The organism is Mesorhizobium sp. A556 (genome assembly GCF_054489545.1).
Genome location: NZ_JBTMXA010000002.1, coordinates 601,528 through 622,794, shown reverse-complemented (window position 1 = coordinate 622,794; position 21,267 = coordinate 601,528). Strand labels below are relative to the sequence as shown.

The following is a 21,267-nucleotide window of genomic DNA, read 5'->3' as shown; positions in this document are numbered from 1 at the left end:
CCTGGGCGAGTCACGGGCCTCGCCTGCCCTTCGGGCCCCACAAGGGGAGAAGGCAAGACTGGCGCGCGATTCTATTCCTTCTCCCCTTGTGGGAGAAGGTGGCGCCGCAGGCGGCGGATGAGGGGTGTTGGCCGGAGCGCGCGCGCAACATCACGCGCTCAACGAACTACGCGTCGATAGACGCTCTCACGTTGGCGAGCGCGCTTTTCGCGCCGGCCGCGATCAGGCTGTGTTCGGAACCGAAGGCAAGCAGCCGGTAGCCCATCTTCACCATGCGTCCCGCAATCGCCGGGTCCATGATGTAGATCGCGGCGTATTTGTCGGCCTTGCGGGTGCGTTCGACAATGGACTGCACCGCCCCCATCATGTCCTCAAGCGTCGAATCGACCTGGCCGCCATTCGTCCAGGCGATGGAGAAATCGGAGGGGCCGACGAAAATCCCGTCTATGCCGGGCACGTCGAGGATACCGTCGAGCGCATCCAGCGCCGCGCGGGTCTCGATCATGGCGAAGGCCAGCGTACGCTGGTTGCTTTCATGCAGCCATTCGGCTTGGCTTCCCTTGCCGTGGCGCGGGAAGGCATAGGTCGGCCCCCACGAACGCTGCCCAAGCGGCGGATATTTCATCGCCGTCGCGAAGGCTTTAGCATCGGCGACCGAATTCACCATCGGCGCAATCACCGCCTCGGCCCCGGAATCGAGCGCACGGCTGGCCATGTCGAAGCGGCCGACGGGAATGCGCACCAGCGCCGGCTTGCCTGCCGCCTGGATGGGCGCGATGCAGCGCAAGACGCTGTCCTCGCCGTGGCCGCCATGCTGCATGTCGAGCGTGACCGCATCGAAGCCTTGCCTGGCGACGATCTCGACCGTCAAGGCATCCGGCACGCCCGACCAGGCCGTGCATAGCGTTTCATCGGCAGACAGACGGGCCTTCAGGGACATGACAATTCCTCGCTCATCGATTCCAGCATCACCCGGAAACCGCTGGAAAGGCAAAGAAAACCGTCCGCGAGAAGCGGACGGTCGATTGGTCCAGCGATTGCGCCTTATGCGGCCTTAGCTGTTCTTGACCTGCTCGGCAGCGGTTGCCATCAGTTCGTCCATGGTACGGCGGATCTGATGGTCGGACTGTTCGACGCCGGCTGCATCGAAATCCTTGCGGACCTTGCGAAACACGTCATGGTCGCCGGCTTCCTCGAAGTCGGAATTGATCACTTCCTTGGCATAGGCATCAGCATCGGCCCCGCTCTTGCCGAGCTTTTCGGCGGCCCACAGGCCAAGCAACTTGTTGCGGCGTGCTACGGCGCGGAATTTCTGCTCCTCGTCCAGCGCGAACTTGCGCTCGAACCCTTCCTGACGGTCTTTCATGTTGCTCATGGGGTGGCCCTCCGGGTCAAAATGCCGATTCGATGACGATAGATATGTGTACCTTATGCACAAACCAAAAGGGCAACGATCGGTCAATATGTTCCGTCAGCAAGAAGCCGTGAAAGCGGTGGTCGAGCGGATTTGCCGATTGAGCAAACGGCGCGTTTGCGATAGACCCCGGATTGAAACTTTCCGCCGCAGCCTTAGTTCATGCAGGGCGCTACGCAGATTGCCGAGTGCCCGCTCAGATTTCAGAGAAAATTCATATGAAAAATCGCCGCCGCATTTATGAAGGCAAGGCCAAGATCCTCTATGAAGGGCCGGAGCCGGGAACCCTTATCCAGTTCTTCAAGGACGATGCGACCGCCTTCAATGCCAAGAAGCACGAAATCGTCGACGGCAAGGGCGTGCTCAACAACCGCATCTCAGAGCACATCTTCAACCATCTCAACCGCATGGGCATCCCGACCCACTTCATCCGCCGGCTCAACATGCGCGAGCAGCTGATCAAGGAAGTCGAGATCATCCCGCTGGAAGTCGTGGTGCGCAACGTTGCCGCCGGCTCGCTGGCCAAGCGGCTGGGCATCGAGGAAGGCACCGTGCTGCCGCGCTCGATCATCGAGTTCTACTACAAGGCCGATGCGCTGGACGACCCGATGGTCTCCGAAGAGCACATCACCGCCTTCGGCTGGGCCTCGCCGCAGGAACTGGACGACATCATGGCGTTGGCCATCCGCGTCAACGACTTCCTTTCCGGCCTGTTCATGGGCGTCGGCATCCAGCTCGTCGATTTCAAGATCGAATGCGGCCGCCTGTTCGAGGGCGACATGATGCGCATCGTCGTGGCCGACGAGATTTCGCCCGACAGCGCCCGGTTGTGGGACGTGGCGACGCAGGACAAGCTCGACAAGGACCGCTTCCGCCGCGACATGGGCGGGCTGGTCGAAGCCTATCAGGAAGTGGCGCGCCGCCTCGGCATCATGAACGAGAACGAGCCGCCGCGCCCGAGCGGGCCGGTGCTGGTCGCCTCGACCGACGGCCCGAAAGGCAAGCCGCACTGATAATTTTTGCGCGTAAAATGCAGGAGCACCGCGTCAAGTGATAAAAGCCCGCGTCACCGTAACCCTCAAGAATGGCGTGCTGGACCCGCAAGGCAAGGCGATCGAGCATGCCCTGTCCGGTCTCGGCTTCGACGGCGTCGGCCAGGTCCGGCAGGGCAAAGTGTTCGACCTCGAGCTTGCCGCCACCGACAAGGCCAAGGCCGAAGCCGACCTGAAAGCCATGTGCGACAAGCTGCTGGCCAATACGGTGATCGAGAATTACGCGGTGGAGATCGCCTGAGGTGAAATCAGCCGTTGTCCTCCTCCCTGGCCTCAACCGCGACCGCGACCTGATCGCGGCGCTGACCAAGATTTCCGGCACGCCGCCGCTCACCGTGTGGCAGACCGACACGGAAATTCCCGATGTCGACCTCATCGCCATTCCCGGCGGCTTCTCCTATGGCGACTATTTGCGCTGCGGGGCGATTGCGGCGCGCATGCCGGTGCTCAAGGCCGTCGCCGAAAAGGCTGCCAAGGGCGTCATGGTCATCGGCGTCTGCAATGGCTTCCAGATCCTGGTCGAAGCCGGCCTGCTGCCCGGAGCGCTAATGCGCAACGCCTCACTTAAATTCGTCTGCCGGCAGGTGAAGCTGCAAATCGCCAACGCCAACACCGCCTTTACCCGCAACTACCAGCCGGGCCAGGTCATCTCTTGCCCGGTCGCGCATCACGACGGCAATTATTTCACTGATGCCGAGACGCTTGCCCGCATCGAAGGCGAAGGCCAGGTGGTGTTCCGCTATGCGCAAGGCACCAACCCCAATGGCTCGATCAACGACATTGCCGGCATCGTCAATGCGCGCGGCAACGTGCTTGGCCTGATGCCGCATCCGGAAAACCTGATCGAGGCGGCCCATGGCGGTTCGGACGGACGCGCGCTGTTTGAAAGCGCGCTTGGCATCGCCGCCTGACCGCATCGCCCCTATTCATCCCTTCAAGAGACGGTACGGACGCATGAATACACTTTCAGCCATCGCCCGCGCCGCGCTCCTGGCTGTTGCCGGCCTGGCGCTGGCCTCGTGCCAATCGGGCACCAAGGCGCCTGCGGCCAGTTCGGGCAAAAGCGCATCGCTGAAAGCCATGGAACAGGTGGCGATTGCCGCGCACCGATGTTGGATCGCCTCGAAGGACCCCGCCTTCAAGGCCTACAGCATGGCCAACGAACTGAACAATTTCGGCGGCACGCCGCGCTTCCTGCTGGTGCCGGCCAAGCATTATGGCGGAAAGCCGCTGCTGGTGGTGCAGGCTACCGGTAGTTCGAGCCGCGTCGAGGTGTTCGGCCCCTTGATGAGCGAGCCGCTGGGCGGGCGCATCGGCTCCGACATCGCCCGCTGGCAGAGCGGCAGCAGTGACTGCGGTGCGGCCGTATAGCTCTTTCCGCACGGGCCTGATGCTTTCGGCGCACCGGCCCGCAACAGCTTTACCAGCGTAAAAGGCGTTTGCCGACTTCCCGAATCAACGCTGTTGAGTGCAAATCTGTATCGGGGTTTGCTGGTTAGGGTTTGCAAGTGGCGTCCAAACAGACCATTCATCCGAAAGCTGTGCCGTGGCTGACCGCCGGGGCAATGCTGTTCGGCGTCGGATTGCTGATCGGATGGTGGTATCAGCCTTACCCTGAACTCATCGCCACCGTTTTCAGCGAGAACGGCCCGGTCGAGACGCTTGAGATGGTCGCACTGACGTCGGCGGCAGCGTTGTTCGTCTTTCGCGCGGCACGTTCCAACGACCCGATCGGCACGATGTGCATTCCAATCGCCCTGGTTTTGGCGAGCGCGATCGTGCGCGAAACACCACGCTGCGACAGTTCATTCTACGATGGCGGCATGTGCTTTCCCGATCAGCAATGGAAAAACGTTACCATAGGGCTATTCTTGACCATAGCGGCCATCGCGCTGTTCATCAGACGACGGCACTTTTTCGCCGTGTTCTCGATCCAGAGAATCCATGTGTTCTGGCCGATCTGGATTTCGGCCCTGCTCCTCATCAGCGCGGAGATCAGCGAAAGGTACGGCGTGATGGGCACGGAAGAAGTGGTGGAGTTTTTCGCCTATTTCTATCTGGCGTGCTTCGGCGTCTGGATGCACCGGAATACATGACGGGACAAACGCCCCTGCGGGTCGGTTTCAGTCATTTCTCCAGCCATCGGGGGTGTATCCGCCCGGCGCATACGCTATGAGGACGCGGACACACAAGCTGGACGCGACCCTTGCGATGACGATTTCCAATACTCTCCCGATCACCCCCGAACTGATCGCCGCGCACGGGCTGAAACCCGACGAATACCAGCGCATCCTCGATCTGGTCGGACGCGAGCCGACCTACACCGAGCTTGGCATTTTTTCGGCCATGTGGAACGAGCACTGTTCCTACAAATCATCCAAGAAATGGCTGCGCACGCTGCCCACCACCGGCGACGTGGTCATTCAGGGGCCGGGCGAGAATGCCGGCGTGGTCGATATCGGCGACGGTGACTGCGTCGTCTTCAAGATGGAGAGCCACAACCACCCCTCCTATATCGAGCCCTATCAGGGGGCGGCGACCGGGGTCGGCGGCATCTTGCGCGACGTGTTCACCATGGGCGCGCGGCCGATTGCGGCGATGAACGCGCTGCGCTTTGGTGAGCCCGATCATCCCAAGACGAAACATCTGGTGGCGGGCGTCGTTTCCGGCGTCGGCGGCTACGGCAATGCGTTTGGCGTGCCGACGGTCGGCGGCGAGGTCAATTTCGACGCGCGCTACAACGGCAATATTTTGGTCAACGCCTTTGCGGCCGGTCTCGCCAAGACCAACGCCATCTTCCTGTCGGAAGCCAAGGGCGTCGGCCTGCCGGTGGTCTATCTCGGCGCCAAAACCGGCCGCGACGGCGTCGGCGGCGCGACCATGGCTTCGGCCGAATTCGACGACAAGATCGACGAGAAGCGCCCGACCGTGCAGGTCGGCGATCCCTTCACCGAAAAATGCCTGCTGGAAGCCAGCCTCGAACTGATGGCGTCGGGGGCGGTCATCGCCATCCAGGACATGGGGGCAGCCGGCCTGACCTGCTCGGCGGTGGAGATGGGGGCCAAAGGCGATCTCGGTATCCTGCTCGATCTCGACACCGTACCGGTGCGCGAAGAGCGCATGACCGCCTACGAGATGATGCTTTCCGAAAGCCAGGAACGCATGCTGATGGTGCTGCGTCCCGAAAAGGAAGCGCAAGCCAAGGCGATCTTCGTCAAATGGGGGCTGGACTTCGCCATCGTCGGCAAGACCACCGACGATCTGCGTTTTCGGGTCACGCATCAGGGCGATGAAGTCGCGAACCTGCCGATCAAGGATCTGGGCGACAAGGCCCCCGAATACGACCGGCCATGGGTCGAACCGAAGAAGCCAGCCGCCCTCCCCGCTGACGACATTCCGCAGGCCGACATTGCCGACGCGCTGCTGAAAATGCTGAACGGACCGGACCTCTCCTCGCGGCGCTGGGTGTGGGAGCAGTACGACACGCTGATCCAGGGCAATTCGCTGCAACTGCCGGGCGGCGACGCCGGCGTGGTGCGCGTCGAGGGCCATCAGACCAAGGCGCTGGCCTTCTCCTCCGACGTGACGCCGCGCTATTGCGAGGCTGATCCGTTTGAGGGCGGCAAGCAGGCGGTGGCCGAATGCTGGCGCAATTTGACCGCGACAGGCGCGCTGCCGCTGGCAGCCACCGACAACCTCAATTTCGGCAACCCGGAACGCCCGGAAATCATGGGCCAACTGGTCGCCGCGATCAAAGGCATCGGCGAAGCCTGCCGTGCGCTCGACTTCCCGATCGTGTCGGGCAACGTCTCGCTCTATAACGAAACCAACGGCCAGGGCATCCTGCCGACGCCGACCATCGGCGGCGTCGGTCTCATCGACGACTGGGCGCATATGGCGCGCGTCGGCTTTGCCGGCGAGGGCCAGACGATCCTGCTCGTCGGCGCGCCGGATTGGTTGGGTGCGCATCTCGGCCAGTCGATCTATATGCGCGACATTCATGGTCGCGCCGACGGTCCGCCGCCGCCGGTCGATCTCGCGCATGAGAAGAGGGCCGGCGATTTCGTGCGCGGCCTGATCCGCTCCGGCCAGGCAACCGCCGTCCACGACCTGTCCGATGGCGGGCTGGCCGTGGCGCTTGCCGAAATGGCGATGGCGTCGGGCATCGGCGCGGTCGTCGACCAGTTCAACGACGGCGATCCGATCCCGCAATTCTTCGGCGAGGATCAGGGCCGCTATCTGGTGACTCTGGCCTTCCCGGCGACTGACGCACGTTTCGAAGCGCTGCAGGCGCAGGCCCGGGAACTGGGCATATCCGCTCCGCAAATCGGCACGTCCGGCGGCAGCGAATTGAAACTCGGCAATGCGCGTGCGATACCTGTCGGCGAACTGACCACAGCTCACGAATCATGGTTCCCCCGCTTCATGGGAACCTGAGCAAGGAACAAAAAGCATGGCCATGGACGCGCACGACATCGAAAAAATGATCAAGGAAGGCATTCCGGACGCCCAGGTGACGATCCGCGACCTTGCCGGCGATGGCGAGCACTATGCGGCGGAAGTGGTGGCGGAAAGCTTTCGCGGCAAGAGCCGCGTGCAGCAGCACCAGATGGTCTATGAGGCGCTGAAGGGCAATATGGGCGGCGTGCTGCATGCGCTGGCGCTACAGACCAGCGCGCCGGACTGACAGCTTAACCCCAACTGACCCGCTACGGAGCGGCCGATCCGATGGCGCCGTCCTGCCCAAGCGGCGCCATATGCTCGGGGCTGAAGCCGGCAAAATCCCTTGCGGGAAACGGCCCTGCGGTCATCAGGCTGAAATCGTAGGTGGCGCGGCGGTCCGAACCCAGCACATACTGCCTGTGCATGCGCAGAAAGTCCCGCTTGATCCTGTTATGGCGCTCGGGCGTGAGCATGTGCTTGAAGCGGATGAACAGGATGCGCGCCTGCGGCAATTCCGCGAAGCCTGCCGCTTCCACGACCTTGGCCCGATAGAAGTTGATCACATCGGTCAGGCACTGCACGTCCAGCCAGAAAATATCGGGGCAGCGCGCGATGACGCCGACTCGGCGACGCAATACTTCTGCGGGTTTCAGCACCGAACATTGCAGGACCGCGCCGCCGAGCGTTGCGAAAACGACGGTCTTGCCGGCGAGAATGTCCGGCTCCCGTTCCAGCAGCGCACCGATGACATGCACGGCGACGGATGATCCCATGCTGTGCGACGTGACCAGATATTCGTCCGCCGCCTCTCGAAAGGCCGCGCGGGCGGCGGCAACGCATTCTTCCAGCCTGGCGTTTGCGGCTGCGTCATCCATGCAGGCAAGCGAAACCGCCAGCCCCCAATCGTCGAACTGGTGCAGCGCGTGCATACGCTCAGCCCAGGGCAGGAAAAGCCTGAAGAATATCAGCAGGGCCGCAGGCAGGCTCCAGATGAAATTCCACACCGGCAAGCCGAACAGCACGGGCAGCGATGCGGCGCCCATGAGCGCGGCAAAGCCGGCTGCGACGAACAGGAACGGAAACAGGAAGAACAGCCCGAAGCGCCAGGCGTGGCGAAAATAGCCGACCAGCCCACCATGCCAGACCACCCGCGCGGCACTGCGATAGCCCGCGGCCAGCCGGGCAAGCGGCGATCTGGCCTTCAGCGTGGCGATCAGGCCATCGTGATCGAAAAGACTGACATGGCTTTCCGTGCGCCAATCCGGCCCCGACGCCTGGACCGAAAAGGCCGGTGCATTCTTGTCGCCACCGAGCGGTCCGGCCTCGACCCGGCAATTCCAAACCTGGGCGCTTTGCATGGCCGAGCGCGCGTAGCGGCTCCGATGCGCCTCGGCATCCAGCGGCTCGAAGCCCGGAAAATGCAAAATAACCCTTTTCCTGATCTCGGGCCTTTTCCTGATCTCGGGCATCCGTCTCTTCTTGTCTCAGCTACAGGCAAAGCGCCTTGGAACCGCCGCACGCGCGGAATTCCTCTAAAACGCCCAATCGCGCCGCGTTCGCTATCTCGCCTCTTTCGCGGTCGAAAGCAACGGCTGGCGTCACGGCGCGATGCCGGAGAAAGCCGCATGATCGCCTATCGCGGAAAGCCTGCCTGCGTCCGCCACCAATCGCCGCATCGCCCGACTCTTCAGCTATTTTGATCGAGCTATTGGCAAAACACTATGGAAATACCCTGCCTGCATGTTATCTAGGGGGCAACAATGCGGTTCGGACCTTGAATCCGGATAACAAGGGAATTTCGATATGAGCGCCATCAACGACTACATCAACAGCGAAGTGAAGAGCAGCGACGTGGTACTGTTCATGAAGGGTACGCCCGGCTTTCCGCAATGCGGATTTTCCGGTCAGGTCGTGCAGATTCTCGACCACATCGGAGCCGACTACAAGGGCGTCAACGTGCTCGATTCGGCTGAACTGCGGCAGGGCATCAAGGAATATTCCAACTGGCCGACCATTCCGCAGCTCTATGTAAAGGGCGAATTCGTAGGCGGATGCGACATCGTGCGCGAGATGTTCCAGGCTGGCGAATTGCAGTCCTTCCTCGTTGAAAAAGGCGTCAGCGTCAAAGGCGCCGCCTGACCATTGCATGATCGGGCCGCCCCGCCCGATTGCCACTTCGCTTCCCCTGCAGGGGACAACAGACAACGATGCGCCGGCCAACCGGCGCATTTTCGTTTGAACGATCGGACCCGTCATGGATCAACGACCGCACGCGCCGAAGCAGGACATGATACTGCCTATCCCGCGCTGGGAATTCATCGCGCTGTGCGCAGCGTTGATGGCGCTCAACGCGCTGGCCATCGACATCATGCTGCCCGGCCTCCAGCAGATGGGCGCGGCGCTCGGTGTCGAGAACGCCAACCATCGCCAGTATATCATCACGGCCTACATTCTCTCGTTCGGCATCGCGCAACTGGCGTTCGGTCCTGTCTCCGACCGTTTCGGGCGGCGCGGCCCGCTGCTGGTCGGCCTCGTCATCTACATCGTCTCGGCCATCGCGGCTTCGGTCGCGCCGGATTTCGCCACCCTTCTTCTCTGCCGGTTCATGCAGGGCATCGGCGCAGCGGCCACCCGCGTCATCTCGGTCTCCATCATCCGCGACTCGTTCGGCGGGCGGCGCATGGCGGAAATCATGTCGCTGGTGTTCATGGTGTTCATGGCTGTGCCCGTTGTCGCGCCGGGGCTCGGCCAGATCATCATGATCTTCCTGACCTGGCACTGGATCTTCGTCGCCATGGGCGTCGGAGCGTTCGTCGTCACGGCATGGGCCTTCTTGCGGCTGCCCGAGACTTTGCACCCGGAATATCGCCGCCCCTTTACGCGGGCGGCGATAACGGGCGGGTTCCTTATCGTCTTGTCCAACCGTGCCGCGCTTTGCTACACGCTGGCCGGCATGGCGACATTCGGGGCGCTGTTCGGCTTCATCAATTCGGCGCAGCAGGTCTATGTCGAGCTTTATGGGTTGGGCGCGTGGTTTCCGGTTGTCTTCGCCGCCGTCGCCAGTCTGATGGCGGCATCCAACTATCTCAATTCGCGGCTCGTTGGCGCCATCGGCATGCGGCGTCTGTCCCAGGGCGCGCTTATCGGCTTCATCGCTGTCAGCACCTTGTGGTTTGTGTTGTCGCTTATCGGGCCGATCCCCTTCCCGATATTCGTCACCCTGTTCACGCTGGATATGATGCTGTTCGGCCTGCTCGGCTCGAACTTCAACGCGCTCGCCATGGAACCGCTCGGTCATGTCGCCGGCACGGCTTCCTCCGTGCTCGGCTTCACGCAGACCTTTGGCGGCGGCATCATCGGAACCTTCATCGGCCAGATGTACGACGATACGGTCATGCCGCTGGCCGCCGGCTTCTGCGGCGTCTCGATCGTGGCCTTGCTGATGGTGTTCATCGCCGAGCGCGGCAAGCTGTTCCAGCCGCATAATCCAGCGGTATGACGGGGCCTGCTGTCTAACAGCGCCGGCTATGCGATCAGCCGGGCAGAGCAAGCCCGGCGAAATCGAACAGGCTTTTGTCCAGCAAGTGCGAGGGCCGCACATTGGCGAGCGCGCGGATCATCGTATCCTTGCAGCCCGGCATTTTCTTTTCGATGTCGTCGAGCATCGCCTTCATCATATTTCGCTGCAAGCCGTCCTGGCTGCCGCAGAGATCGCACGGGATGATCGGGAAATTCATGGCGTTGGCGAATTTCGCCATATCAGCCTCCGCACAATAGCTGAGCGGCCGCAGCACCATCACATCGCCTTCGTCGTTGAGGAGTTTCGGCGGCATGGCGGCCAGCCTTCCGCCATGGAACAGGTTCAGGAAGAAGGTTTCTAAAATGTCCTCGCGATGGTGGCCGAGCACCAGTGCCGCGCAGCCTTCCTCGCGCGCGATCCGGTAAAGATGGCCGCGCCGGAGCCTGGAGCACAGCGAACAATAGGTGCTGTTTTCCGGCAGCTTGTCGGTCACGATGGAATAGGTGTCCTGGTACTCGATGCGATGGGCAATGCCATTGGCGTCGAGATAATCCGGCAGGATGTGTTTCGGGAAATTCGGCTGGCCCTGATCCAGGTTGCAGGCCAACAGTTCGACCGGCAGCAGGCCGCGCCATTTGAGGTCGAGCAGCAGCGCCATCAGGCCGTAGGAATCCTTGCCGCCAGACAGCGCCACCAGCCAGCGCTCGCCGGGCTTGACCATGGCAAAATCCTCGAGCGACTGCCGCGTCTGGCGCAGTAGTCGCTTGCGCAGCTTGTTGAACTCGACCGAGGAGCGCGCTTGCGCAAACATCGGGTGACAGCCACCCTCGGCAAGCGTGTCGGCGACCGGCGGTTCAGCAATTATATTCATGACGGATCGCCGGCAAATGATGGAGCGCCAGGGCTCCGTGGGGTCCACAATTTCATCGCTACGGCTTAACGAACCTGCGAACCAAAGAAAAGGCCGCCTCGAGGGCGGCCTTTTCGAATTCTGGACTAAAACGAAGGGTCAGCGCGAATAGAATTCGACGACCAGGTTCGGTTCCATCTGCACCGCGAACGGCACGTCGGACAGGACGGGAACGCGCGAGTAGGTCGCGACCATCTTGTTGTGATCGACTTCGATGTAGTCCGGCACGTCGCGCTCGGCCAGGCCGACCGCTTCCAGTACGATCGTCAACTGCTTGGACTTCTCGCGGACCTCGATGACGTCGCCCGCCTTGCAGCGGTACGAACCGATGTTGGTGCGCTTGCCGTTGACGTTGACGTGACCATGGTTGACGAACTGGCGCGCGGCAAAAATGGTCGGAACGAACTTGGCGCGGTAGACGACGGCGTCCAGGCGCGATTCGAGCAGGCCGATCAGGTTTTCGGAAGTATCGCCCTTGCGGCGGTTGGCTTCGTCATAGGCCTTGCGGAACTGCTTTTCCGACATGTCGCCATAGTGACCCTTCAGCTTCTGCTTGGCGCGCAGCTGAATGCCGAAATCGGAAAGCTTGCCCTTGCGGCGCTGGCCGTGCTGGCCGGGGCCGTATTCACGCTTGTTGACCGGGGACTTCGGGCGGCCCCAGATATTTTCGCCAAGACGGCGATCGATCTTGTATTTCGCGGATTCGCGCTTGCTCATCGCATTCCCTTTTCAAAAAATTGCACCCGGAACCTCATGGTCCAGGTGAAGGAAACGCGCCCTCCTCTGGCCTCCGTTTTCGAAGCCTGACAGGGTTTTCTCCGCGCGAAGCGGAAAATAACCCACGGGACACGTCAAAAGAAAGCACCGAGCGTCGCCGCCCGGTGTTGGCGGGTGGATAGACCGATGGGTGGCCGGTGTCAAGTTCCGGCTCCCGTTTCCGGAAAAACGGTTCAGCAACCATTCATGTGCCCCGCCGTTAAATCAGGTCGCGGCGATGGTTGCGAACATTATCGCAATACGCGGCTAATTCGAGGAGACTACATATGAGAAAATTCTTTCTGGTTCTTGCCGGCGTCGCGATGATGGCGGGCACGTCGCTCGCTGCCGCGCCCGCCATGGCTCGCCCCGGCGATCACTACCAGTCGCAGCACCATCGGCCAGATTACCGAGGCAAGCGTCACCACCGTCAGGTCTGCCGCACGGTCGTGAGAAAGAAGGTGGTTTGGCGCCACCACCGCAAGCAAGTCGTCCGCTACAATGTACGGCGCTGCCACCCGGTAAGATAAGCTCAAAGCTTTGGCAGCTTAGAAAAGCGGCGCTTTCGAGCGCCGTCAATTCATTGACAAAGGCATCTGTTCCCCTGGCGTCATCCTCGGCCTTGTGCCGAGGATCTACCGACATTTCCGTAAGGAACTGAAAAAGCTACACAGTTCAACGATAGCAGATCCTCGGCACAGGGCCGAGGATGACGGGCGTGGGTTCGCCAACGGTTAGTCAGCAGTCTTGCGGCGCTTTCGAGCACCGTTTTTTTGAAACCCAAAGCACGTTTTCTTGCGGAGCTTTCAGGCGCTCTGCAGTTCGAACTCGCCACGCGCCGCTTTTATGTGGGAGTGGTGGACTTCAGCCCAGCGGATCAAATGCGACAAAGGCTCCAGCAGGGACTGGCCGAGCGGCGTCAGCCTGTATTCCACGGATGGAGGCACGGTCGGGTATACATGCCGGCTGACAAGCCCGTCGCGCTGCAGGTCGCGCAGCGTCTGTGTCAGCATACGCTGTGAGATGTCCGGAACAGCGCGGCGCAATTCGCCGAAACGATGCGGCTTTTCGCCGAGCAGCGAGATGAACAGCGTGCTCCATTTGTCGCCGATCTGGTCGAGCACATCCCGGATCGGACAGTTGGCAAAGCCATCGGCAATGGCTGCGCTTGCCTTGATGGTTTTTGCTATCCGCGCCTGTTCGCTCATGGCGGTTCCCTCGAAGTAACCTGGTTCCCAAAAACTGCCTTCTTTTGGCAGAGCACCAACGTGCATATAGTAAACTTGCTCTCATTTTGAGACTACCGTCAACAGGATTCACATAATGACCGATTTTCTCGTTACCGGCGCCTCCGGCCATCTTGGCCAGAGCGTTCTGCACCATCTGCTCGATACGCTGAAGATCGAGCCCGGCCGCATTGCCGCCGCGAGCCGGAAACCGGAAACGCTATCCGCCTGGGCGGCGCGCGGCGTCGCCACCCGTGCCGCCGATTTCAACGACGCCGCCTCGCTGGATCAGGCCTTTGCCGACGTAAAACGCCTGCTGATCATCAGCACCGACGCGTTGGATGCCGAAGGCACCCGCCTCAAGCAGCACAAGGCAGCTGTGAAAGCCGCCGCCAAGGCCGGCGTCGACCACATCGCCTACACCTCGCTGCCAAACGTCGAGACGTCGCTTGTCACCTTCGCCCCGGACCATGCCGGCACGGAAGCCGCCATCGCGCAAAGCGGCGTCCCCGGCTGGAGCGTGCTGCGCAACAACTGGTATTTCGAGAACCTGTTTCACTCGATGCCGCAAGCGCTGGCGTCCGGCCAATGGTACAGCGCGTCGGGCCAGGGCAAGCTCGCCCATATCTGGCGCGAAGATCAGGCGCTCGCCGCAGCGACCGCTCTTGCCGACGGCTTTCAGGGACAGCGTACGCTGACCCTGTCCGGGTCGGGTTCATACACGACCGACGAAATAGCAGCCCTTGTCAGCAAGGCCACAGGCAAGCCGCTGGGCGTCGTTCATGTACCGCTTGAAGGCCTGATCCAAGGCATGATCGGTGCCGGCATCCCGGCCCCGGTGGCGACTGTTCTCGGATCATTCGACGCCGCCATAAAGGCGGGCCATCTGGATGGCGATTCCAAGGACTTCGAAGCGCTGACCGGACGCAAGCCGCGTACCTTCGAAGATTGGCTGACGGAGAACGCGGGCAAGTTCACTGCACCCGCCGCCTCCTAAATTACCCTGAAATTGCCCTGCCGCATTCTACGCGGCAGGGCATCAAGCCCTTCAGTCACCCTTCTTGTCGGGCAGGCCCTTGCGCTTGGTTTCGGCGAACTCCTCCAACTGCTTTTCGCTCATGGAATCGTACATCTCTCGCGATGCGCCCTTGAGTTCGCTCTTCTTCGTCTCGCCGCGCTTGGCCGAAAGGGCCGCTCCGGCGGCTTTCTGCTGTGCCTTGGAAGTGGCTGGCATGGGTTTTCTCCCTTGCTGTTGAAGGGAAGAAACGCCCTGGCCAGCGCACCGTTCCGCAGAAAATCAGACCGGCTTCAGCCCGAACCCCTGAATGAGCCGGCGCGTCGCGAAATCCGGCGCTCCCGAGGTGAAGACGGCGATATCCTCGCCGACATGGGCGTTGCTCGTATTGCCGCGTCCGCCCAGCAGCGACAGCGCGCGCCGCGCAATCGCTTCGGCGGGGTCCAGCCAGTCGACTGGCCACGGCGCGGTCTTGCGCATGCGGTTGACCAGGAACGGATAATGCGTGCAGGCCAGCACCACAATGTCGGTACGCCGTCCATCCTGTTCGATGAAGCAGGGCGCGATTTCGCGGCGCACGAGTTCCTCGTCGACGAAACCGTCCCGCAGATAGGCTTCCGCCAGACGCGCCAGATTTCCGCTACCGACCAGGCGCACATGGCATTTCGACGCCCATTGCGTAATCAGGTCGCGCGTGTACTGGCGCTTGACGGTTCCCGGCGTCGCCAGCACCGAAACCAGCCCGGAGCGCGTGCGCTCGGCCGCCGGCTTGATTGCCGGCACGGTGCCGACGAACGGCGTTTCGGGATAGGCCTCGCGCACATCGGCCAGCACCAGCGTGGAAGCCGTATTGCAGGGGATGACGAACAGTTCGGGGTCGTGAGCGGCGATCAACTCGCCCACCAGCTTGACGATCCGCTGCCGCAGCGCGCCCTCCTCCCAATCGCCATAGGGAAAAGCGGCATCGTCGGCGACATAGACGAAGCGGCGCTCGGGCATCAGCACGCGTGCCTCGCGCAGCACGGTAAGGCCGCCAACGCCCGAATCGAAGAGCAGCACCGGCCGCTCAGTCATCGCCCGCCTCACCATTGTTCCCGGCTGCGTCGCCAGTCTTCCCGGCTGCGTCGCTTCTGCCGCCACCGCCCTTGCGCATGCGCCGGTCGACCTCTTCCTTGCGCTTCGGATAGCCGGCGCCGCGCGGTTCCTTCGGCGAGAAATAGTCGAGCGAGGCAACGACGCCGCGCAGCACCTTCAATTCCGGCTCGGCAAAGCCGGGACGCGTCAGCACCGAGCGCAGATTGTCGACCATCTTCGGCTTCTTGGGCAGTGGCCGGAAGTAGCCGCGTGCATCGAGCGCCGCCTCCAGGTGGCGGAACAGGCCGTGCAACTGCTCCTTGCTGGCAGGCGCCATTTCAGGCGCGGCGAAATTGGTCGCCGTTTCCCGCTCCAGACCGGATTTCATCCATTCATAAGACATCAGCAGCACCGCCTGGGCGATGTTGAGCGAGGCAAAATTCGGATCGACGGGAAAGGTGACGATCTCGTCGGCCAGCGCCACTTCCTCGTTGTACAGGCCGAAGCGCTCGCGCCCGAACAGGATGCCGATGCGCTGGCCCGACACGCTGCGCGTCCGCAGCATCCGGCCCGCCTCGACCGGCCCGCGCACTTCCTTGAAGCCGTCGCGCTGGCGGGCGGTCGTTGCAAAGATGAATTGCAGGTCGGCAATCGCGGTTTCCAGGCTGTCGAACACCCGCGTGGCTTCGATGACATGGTTGGCGTTGCTGGCGGCGGCAAGCGCCTTGTCGCTAGGCCAGCCGTCGCGCGGATTGACGAGGCGAAGCTCGGACAGGCCGAAATTGGCCATGGCGCGCGCCACCATGCCGATATTTTCGCCAAGCTGCGGCTCGACAAGGACAATCGCCGGGGTGATGGCCGAACCGGGGTGCGGCGTTGGGGCAGGATTTGCGATGGGGGCCATGATGGTCAATGAACTGCAATTTGCGGCATTTCAGCGTCCCTGCCATATTTCGCCGCGAAAATGAAGCTTTCGCTAGCACCGGCGCGCAAAAGGCGCCGCCAGCCATGTCTCCCGATGCCGTCGAACAACCAGAAAGGCGGCACCGGCCGGCCTCGACCGAGATGGCCCAGAAGCTGCGTTTCCAGCGTTTGCGCCTGCTGGAACCCTTTGCTATACGAACCGCATCCCGGCCGAAGCCAATCTGGACGACGCCGTTTCATTCCTGCAGCGAGGCAATTATTCCATGGCGAAGATTAAGGTGGCGAACCCGGTCGTCGAACTCGACGGCGACGAGATGACCCGCATCATCTGGCAGTTCATCAAGGACAAGTTGATCCACCCCTATCTCGACCTGACCATCGACTACTACGATCTCGGTGTCGAGCATCGCGACGCCACCAACGACCAGGTCACCATCGACGCCGCCCACGCCATCCAGAAGCACGGCGTCGGCGTGAAATGCGCCACGATCACGCCCGACGAGCAGCGCGTCGAGGAATTCAAGCTCAAGAAGATGTGGAAGTCGCCGAACGGCACCATCCGCAACATTCTGGGCGGCACCATTTTCCGCGAGCCGATCATCATGAAGAACGTGCCCCGCCTGGTTCCCGGCTGGACCAAGCCGATCATCGTCGGCCGCCATGCCTTCGGCGACCAGTACAAGGCCACCGATTTCCGCTTTCCTGGCAAGGGCAAGCTGTCGATCAAGTTCGTCGGCGAAGACGGCCAGACCATCGAGCACGAAGTGTACGACGCGCCGGGTTCAGGCGTCGCCATGGCCATGTACAACCAGGACGAATCGATCCGCGAATTCGCCCGCGCCTCGCTGAACTACGGCCTGCTGCGCGGCTATCCGGTCTATCTCTCGACCAAGAACACGATCCTGAAAGTCTATGACGGCCGCTTCAAGGACATTTTCCAGGAGGTTTTCGATCAGGAATTCGCGGATGCGTTCAAGGAAAAGAAGATTACCTACGAACACCGCCTGATCGACGACATGGTGGCATCCGCGCTGAAATGGTCGGGCGGCTATGTCTGGGCCTGCAAGAACTATGACGGCGACGTGCAGTCCGACACGGTGGCGCAAGGGTTTGGCTCGCTCGGCCTGATGACCTCCGTGCTGATGACGCCGGACGGCAAGACGGTGGAGGCCGAGGCCGCGCACGGCACCGTTACCCGCCACTACCGACAGCACCAGAAGGGCCAGGAAACCTCGACCAACTCCATCGCCTCGATCTTCGCGTGGACGCGTGGCCTGGCGCACCGCGCCAAGCTGGACGGTAACGCCGATCTGAAGCGCTTTTCCGAAACGCTGGAAAGGGTCTGCATCCAGACGGTGGAATCAGGTTTCATGACCAAGGATCTGTCGCTGCTGATCGGCCCCGACCAGCCCTGGCTCTCGACCACCGGCTTCCTCGACAAGATCGACGAGAACCTGCAGAAGGCGATGGCGTAAGCCAGAACTCCCCAGAACTCCAATGAGCAAGCCTGTCGTATACGGCGCGGACTACAGCGTTTACGTACGGATCGTCAGGCTTGCCCTTGAACAGAAGGGCGTCGGCTACGACCTCGTTCCGGTCGACGTCTTTGCAGCCGATGGGCTGCCTGGATGGTATCTCGAGATCCATCCTTTCGGCCGCATTCCAGCTTTCGAGCATGACGGCCTGAAATTTTTCGAAACCAGCGCCGTCAGCCACTATGTCGACGAAGCTTTTGCCGGGCCTGCCTTGCAGCCGTCGAGCGCGCGCGACCGCGCGGTCATGAACCAGATCATCGGCCTGCTCGACGCCTATGCCTACCGCGTGATGGTCTGGGACGTAGCCGTCGAAAGACTGGAAAAGCCGAAACCCGATGAAGCTCTGATCGCCGCCGGGCTGCGCACTGCCGCTACGGTCCTGAAGGTTCTATCGCAGTTGAAACGTCCGGGGTCGTGGCTCCTCGGCGACCATGTCACCTTGGCCGACCTGCACGCCGGCCCGATCATCGGCTATTTTCTAAAAGCGCCAGAAGGCCGGGCGCTCGTCGCCGAGCACCCGGCGATTGGCGACTGGTGGCAGAGCCTGAGCGAACTGCCGGCCTACGCTGCCACCGAACCCAAAACCTGATCCACCAAAACCTGACCCGTTTGACTCAGGCCGCCTGAAGCGCTGCCTTGACCGCCGCGATCGCCGCACCGGCCTTGGAGGCGTCCGGGCCGCCTGCCTGCGCCATGTCCGGCCGGCCACCGCCGCCCTGCCCGCCAAGCGCTGCGGAAGCGGCGCGCACCAGATCGACCGCGCTGAAGCGGTCGGTCAAATCGTCCGTGACGGCCACGACGACGCTCGCCTTGTTGTCTTCGCCGGCACCGACGAACACGACCACGCCGGAGCCGAGCGCCTGCTTGCCGGCATCGGCCAGCGGCTTCAGATCTTTGGGCGAGACGCCGCTGACCGCCTTGCCCAGAAAGCCGACGCCGGCAACGATTTCGTTCTCGCTCGCGCCGTCGGCGGTCGAGCCGCCGCCAAGCGCGAGTTTCTTGCGCGCTTCCGTCAGTTCCTTTTCAAGCTTCTTGCGCTCGTCGAGCAATGCTTCGACGCGGGCCGGAACATCGGAAGGCGCGACCTTCAGCACCGAGGCCGCCGACTTGAGCCGCTTGTCCTGCTCGTCCAGGTGCTTTCGCGCGGCGTCACCCGTCATCGCTTCTATGCGCCGCACGCCGGCCGCCACCGCCCCCTCCGACACCAGCCGGATCAGGCCGATATCCCCGGTCGCGCCGACATGGGTGCCGCCGCACAGTTCCACTGAATAGGGCTTTCCCGCCTTTTCGCCGAGAATCGCCGTGCCCATCGAGACGGCACGGACCTCATCGCCATATTTTTCGCCGAACAGCGCCATCGCACCCTCGGCAATGGCGTCGTCCACGCTCATCAAACGGGTGGTGACAGGACTGTTTTGGACAACGATGGCGTTGGCCATGGCCTCGACCCGCTCCAGTTCTTCAGCGGAAATCGGCTTTGGATGGGAAAAATCGAAGCGCAGCCGTTCCGGCGCCACCAGCGAGCCCTTTTGCGCGACATGGGTGCCGAGCACCTCGCGCAACGCCTCGTGGACCAGATGCGTGGCTGAATGGTTGGCGCGCAGCAGTGTACGGCGGGCATGATCGACCTTGAATTCGACCGCAGCGCCGGTCTTGACCGTGCCCTTGGCGACCTTGCCGAAATGCACGAACAGGCCGTCGCCCTTCTTCTGCGTGTCGGTGATCTCGATGACGAAACCCTCGCCGGAGATAGTGCCGGCATCGCCCATCTGCCCGCCGGACTCACCGTAGAACGGTGTCTGGTTGACGACGACGGCGATCGCGTCGCCCGTGACCGCGCTATCGACGACAGCGCCGTCCTTGACCAGCGCCTCGACGATGCCTTCGGCCTGCTCGGTGGCGTAGCCCAGGAATTCGGTCGCGCCGGCCTTTTCACGCACGCCGAACCAGACGGCCTCCGTCGCCGCCTCGCCGGAGCCGGACCAGTGCGCCCGCGCTTCGGCCTTCTGGCGCGCCATAGCGGCGTCAAAGCCCTCCATGTCGACGGAAACGCCGCGCTGGCGCAACGCATCCTGGGTGAGATCAAGCGGGAAGCCATAGGTGTCGTAGAGCTTGAACGCCGTCTCGCCGTTGAGACGGCCGCCGCTGGACATGCCCTCGGTCGCCTCGTTGAGCAGGCCAAGGCCGCGCGCCAGCGTCTTGCGAAAGCGCCTTTCTTCAAGCTTCAGCGTCTCGGTAATCAGCGCCTCGCCGCGCACCAGTTCGGGATAGGCCTGGCCCATTTCGCGCACCAGCGCCGGCACCAGCCGCCACATCAGCGGATCGGCAGCCCCCAGCAATTGCGCATGGCGCATGGCGCGGCGCATGATGCGGCGAAGCACATAACCGCGCCCTTCGTTCGACGGCAGGACGCCATCGGCGATGAGAAAGCTGGACGCGCGCAGATGATCGGCAATGACGCGGTGGCTGGCGCGGTTGGCGCCTTCGGCCTTCACGCCGGTCGCCTCTTCCGAGGCACGGATCAGCGCCTTGAACAGGTCGATGTCGTAGTTGTCGTGAACGCCCTGCATGACGGCGGCGACGCGCTCCAGCCCCATGCCGGTGTCGATCGACGGGCGGGGAAGCTCGACGCGCTCGGCCTTCGTCAACTGCTCGAACTGCATGAAGACGAGGTTCCATATCTCGATAAAGCGGTCGCCGTCCTCATCGGGACTGCCGGGAGGGCCACCTGGAATGTGATCACCATGGTCGAAAAAAATCTCCGAGCAGGGACCGCAAGGGCCGGTATCGCCCATCGCCCAGAAATTGTCGCTGGTGGCGATGCGGATTATTTTCTCCTCGGGCAGCCCGGCGATCTTCTTCCAGAACCCGGCGGCCGCATCGTCGGTATGATAGACCGTCACCAGCAGGCGGTTACGGTCGAGGCCGAATTCCTTGGTGATCAGGTTCCAGGCAAGCTCGATGGCGCGTTCCTTGAAATAGTCGCCAAAGGAGAAATTGCCGAGCATCTCGAAAAACGTGTGGTGGCGCGCGGTGTAGCCGACATTGTCGAGGTCGTTGTGCTTGCCGCCGGCACGAACGCATTTCTGCGAGGTGGTGGCGCGCGAATACGGCCGCGTCTCCAGGCCGGTGAAGACGTTCTTGAACTGCACCATGCCGGCATTGGTGAACATCAGGGTCGGATCGTTGCGCGGGACAAGCGGGCTCGAGGCCACGACCTCATGGCCCTGCCCGCGGAAATAGTCGAGGAATGCCGACCGGATTTCGTTCACGCCGCTCATCAATGCCGCCTTTTTCGAAAAATCGCCGCAAGCCGGCGGAAATGGACACCGGCCTTTTAACGGGCGCGCCGCACCCTGTCCAGAAACACAAGAAGCGAACCGAAGCCCGTGATGCGC

The 21,267-nt window shown here is 62.3% G+C and carries 23 protein-coding genes; 13 read left to right on the top strand and 10 right to left on the bottom strand.

Annotation, left to right across the window (positions count from 1 at the left end; all coding sequences use genetic code 11):
• Positions 1 to 166: 166 nt before the first annotated feature.
• Both ACX3P0_RS07620 and ACX3P0_RS07615 read right to left on the bottom strand, forming a co-directional pair.
• A complete protein-coding gene (locus ACX3P0_RS07620) occupies positions 167 to 940 on the bottom strand; it encodes an HpcH/HpaI aldolase family protein (RefSeq protein WP_459087686.1) in 774 nt (257 codons plus the stop codon).
• Positions 941 to 1,054: 114 nt separating this feature from the next.
• Positions 1,055 to 1,375 (bottom strand): DUF1476 domain-containing protein, encoded by a 321-nt coding sequence (locus ACX3P0_RS07615; RefSeq protein WP_459079770.1) that lies wholly within the window; start codon positions 1,373 to 1,375, stop codon positions 1,055 to 1,057.
• Positions 1,376 to 1,632: 257 nt separating this feature from the next.
• On the opposite strand from ACX3P0_RS07615, the gene purC reads away from it, so the two are divergent.
• The 7 genes from purC to ACX3P0_RS07580 all read left to right on the top strand — a co-directional run bounded on the left by purC (position 1,633) and on the right by ACX3P0_RS07580 (position 7,153).
• Positions 1,633 to 2,427 carry a phosphoribosylaminoimidazolesuccinocarboxamide synthase gene (gene purC, locus ACX3P0_RS07610; protein ID WP_459079769.1) on the top strand — a complete coding sequence of 265 codons (795 nt, stop codon included), beginning with the start codon at positions 1,633 to 1,635 and terminating at the stop codon, positions 2,425 to 2,427.
• Between the two features lie 37 nt (positions 2,428 to 2,464).
• A complete protein-coding gene (gene purS, locus ACX3P0_RS07605) occupies positions 2,465 to 2,707 on the top strand; it encodes a phosphoribosylformylglycinamidine synthase subunit PurS (protein WP_459079768.1) in 243 nt (80 codons plus the stop codon).
• Position 2,708: 1 nt separating this feature from the next.
• The gene (gene purQ / locus ACX3P0_RS07600) at positions 2,709 to 3,377 is read left to right on the top strand and encodes a phosphoribosylformylglycinamidine synthase subunit PurQ (RefSeq protein WP_459087685.1); all 669 of its coding nucleotides are present in this window, start codon (positions 2,709 to 2,711) and stop codon (positions 3,375 to 3,377) included.
• 43 nt (positions 3,378 to 3,420) lie between these two features.
• Entirely contained in the window at positions 3,421 to 3,837 is a 417-nt protein-coding gene (locus ACX3P0_RS07595; protein WP_459087683.1) for a hypothetical protein, read from the top strand.
• Positions 3,838 to 4,031: 194 nt separating this feature from the next.
• Entirely contained in the window at positions 4,032 to 4,562 is a 531-nt protein-coding gene (locus tag ACX3P0_RS07590; RefSeq protein ID WP_459087681.1) for a hypothetical protein, read from the top strand.
• A 115-nt stretch (positions 4,563 to 4,677) separates the two neighbouring features.
• Positions 4,678 to 6,903: a phosphoribosylformylglycinamidine synthase subunit PurL gene (gene purL / locus ACX3P0_RS07585; RefSeq protein ID WP_459087870.1), complete on the top strand. Its 2,226-nt coding sequence runs from the start codon at positions 4,678 to 4,680 to the stop codon at positions 6,901 to 6,903.
• 16 nt (positions 6,904 to 6,919) lie between these two features.
• Positions 6,920 to 7,153: a BolA/IbaG family iron-sulfur metabolism protein gene (locus ACX3P0_RS07580; protein ID WP_459079764.1), complete on the top strand. Its 234-nt coding sequence runs from the start codon at positions 6,920 to 6,922 to the stop codon at positions 7,151 to 7,153.
• A gap of 22 nt (positions 7,154 to 7,175) precedes the next feature.
• Here ACX3P0_RS07580 and ACX3P0_RS07575 read toward each other — a convergent pair whose 3' ends face one another.
• Positions 7,176 to 8,378 carry a hypothetical protein gene (locus ACX3P0_RS07575; protein ID WP_459087680.1) on the bottom strand — a complete coding sequence of 401 codons (1,203 nt, stop codon included), beginning with the start codon at positions 8,376 to 8,378 and terminating at the stop codon, positions 7,176 to 7,178.
• A gap of 334 nt (positions 8,379 to 8,712) precedes the next feature.
• On the opposite strand from ACX3P0_RS07575, the gene grxD reads away from it, so the two are divergent.
• Both grxD and ACX3P0_RS07565 read left to right on the top strand, forming a co-directional pair.
• Positions 8,713 to 9,048 (top strand): Grx4 family monothiol glutaredoxin, encoded by a 336-nt coding sequence (gene grxD / locus ACX3P0_RS07570; protein ID WP_459079762.1) that lies wholly within the window; start codon positions 8,713 to 8,715, stop codon positions 9,046 to 9,048.
• Positions 9,049 to 9,163: 115 nt separating this feature from the next.
• Positions 9,164 to 10,408, top strand: a complete 1,245-nt coding sequence (locus ACX3P0_RS07565) for a multidrug effflux MFS transporter (protein ID WP_459087678.1) — start codon at positions 9,164 to 9,166, stop codon at positions 10,406 to 10,408.
• 34 nt (positions 10,409 to 10,442) lie between these two features.
• On the opposite strand, the gene ttcA is transcribed toward ACX3P0_RS07565, so the two are convergent.
• A complete protein-coding gene (gene ttcA, locus ACX3P0_RS07560; protein ID WP_459087677.1) occupies positions 10,443 to 11,300 on the bottom strand; it encodes a tRNA 2-thiocytidine(32) synthetase TtcA in 858 nt (285 codons plus the stop codon).
• A gap of 138 nt (positions 11,301 to 11,438) precedes the next feature.
• Entirely contained in the window at positions 11,439 to 12,056 is a 618-nt protein-coding gene (rpsD, locus tag ACX3P0_RS07555) for a 30S ribosomal protein S4 (RefSeq protein WP_459079760.1), read from the bottom strand.
• 326 nt (positions 12,057 to 12,382) lie between these two features.
• On the opposite strand from rpsD, the gene ACX3P0_RS07550 reads away from it, so the two are divergent.
• Complete coding sequence (locus ACX3P0_RS07550; RefSeq protein ID WP_459079759.1) at positions 12,383 to 12,625, top strand: hypothetical protein; 243 nt, start codon at positions 12,383 to 12,385, stop codon at positions 12,623 to 12,625.
• 276 nt (positions 12,626 to 12,901) lie between these two features.
• Here the strand turns inward: ACX3P0_RS07550 and ACX3P0_RS07545 are convergent, their stop codons facing one another.
• The gene (locus ACX3P0_RS07545; RefSeq protein ID WP_459087675.1) at positions 12,902 to 13,303 is read right to left on the bottom strand and encodes a winged helix-turn-helix transcriptional regulator; all 402 of its coding nucleotides are present in this window, start codon (positions 13,301 to 13,303) and stop codon (positions 12,902 to 12,904) included.
• A 115-nt stretch (positions 13,304 to 13,418) separates the two neighbouring features.
• Between ACX3P0_RS07545 and ACX3P0_RS07540 the strand changes: the two genes are divergently transcribed.
• A complete protein-coding gene (locus tag ACX3P0_RS07540; RefSeq protein ID WP_459087673.1) occupies positions 13,419 to 14,318 on the top strand; it encodes an SDR family oxidoreductase in 900 nt (299 codons plus the stop codon).
• A gap of 51 nt (positions 14,319 to 14,369) precedes the next feature.
• On the opposite strand, the gene ACX3P0_RS07535 is transcribed toward ACX3P0_RS07540, so the two are convergent.
• From ACX3P0_RS07535 to ACX3P0_RS07525, 3 genes are all read right to left on the bottom strand, one after another.
• Entirely contained in the window at positions 14,370 to 14,555 is a 186-nt protein-coding gene (locus tag ACX3P0_RS07535) for a DUF3008 family protein (protein ID WP_459079756.1), read from the bottom strand.
• A 63-nt stretch (positions 14,556 to 14,618) separates the two neighbouring features.
• Positions 14,619 to 15,410: a glutamate racemase gene (gene murI / locus ACX3P0_RS07530; RefSeq protein WP_459087672.1), complete on the bottom strand. Its 792-nt coding sequence runs from the start codon at positions 15,408 to 15,410 to the stop codon at positions 14,619 to 14,621.
• Positions 15,403 to 16,314: an RNA methyltransferase gene (locus ACX3P0_RS07525; protein WP_459087670.1), complete on the bottom strand. Its 912-nt coding sequence runs from the start codon at positions 16,312 to 16,314 to the stop codon at positions 15,403 to 15,405. Before ACX3P0_RS07525 ends, murI begins: the two co-directional genes overlap by 8 nt.
• Positions 16,315 to 16,597: 283 nt before the next feature.
• Here ACX3P0_RS07525 and ACX3P0_RS07520 point away from each other — a divergent pair, with 283 nt between their 5' ends.
• The gene (locus ACX3P0_RS07520) at positions 16,598 to 17,809 is read left to right on the top strand and encodes an NADP-dependent isocitrate dehydrogenase (protein ID WP_459079753.1); all 1,212 of its coding nucleotides are present in this window, start codon (positions 16,598 to 16,600) and stop codon (positions 17,807 to 17,809) included.
• 22 nt (positions 17,810 to 17,831) lie between these two features.
• Positions 17,832 to 18,458, top strand: coding sequence for a glutathione S-transferase family protein (locus tag ACX3P0_RS07515; protein ID WP_459087668.1), 627 nt, complete (start codon positions 17,832 to 17,834; stop codon positions 18,456 to 18,458).
• A gap of 25 nt (positions 18,459 to 18,483) precedes the next feature.
• Here ACX3P0_RS07515 and alaS read toward each other — a convergent pair whose 3' ends face one another.
• Complete coding sequence (gene alaS / locus ACX3P0_RS07510) at positions 18,484 to 21,150, bottom strand: alanine--tRNA ligase (RefSeq protein ID WP_459087666.1); 2,667 nt, start codon at positions 21,148 to 21,150, stop codon at positions 18,484 to 18,486.
• Positions 21,151 to 21,267: the final 117 nt, after the last annotated feature.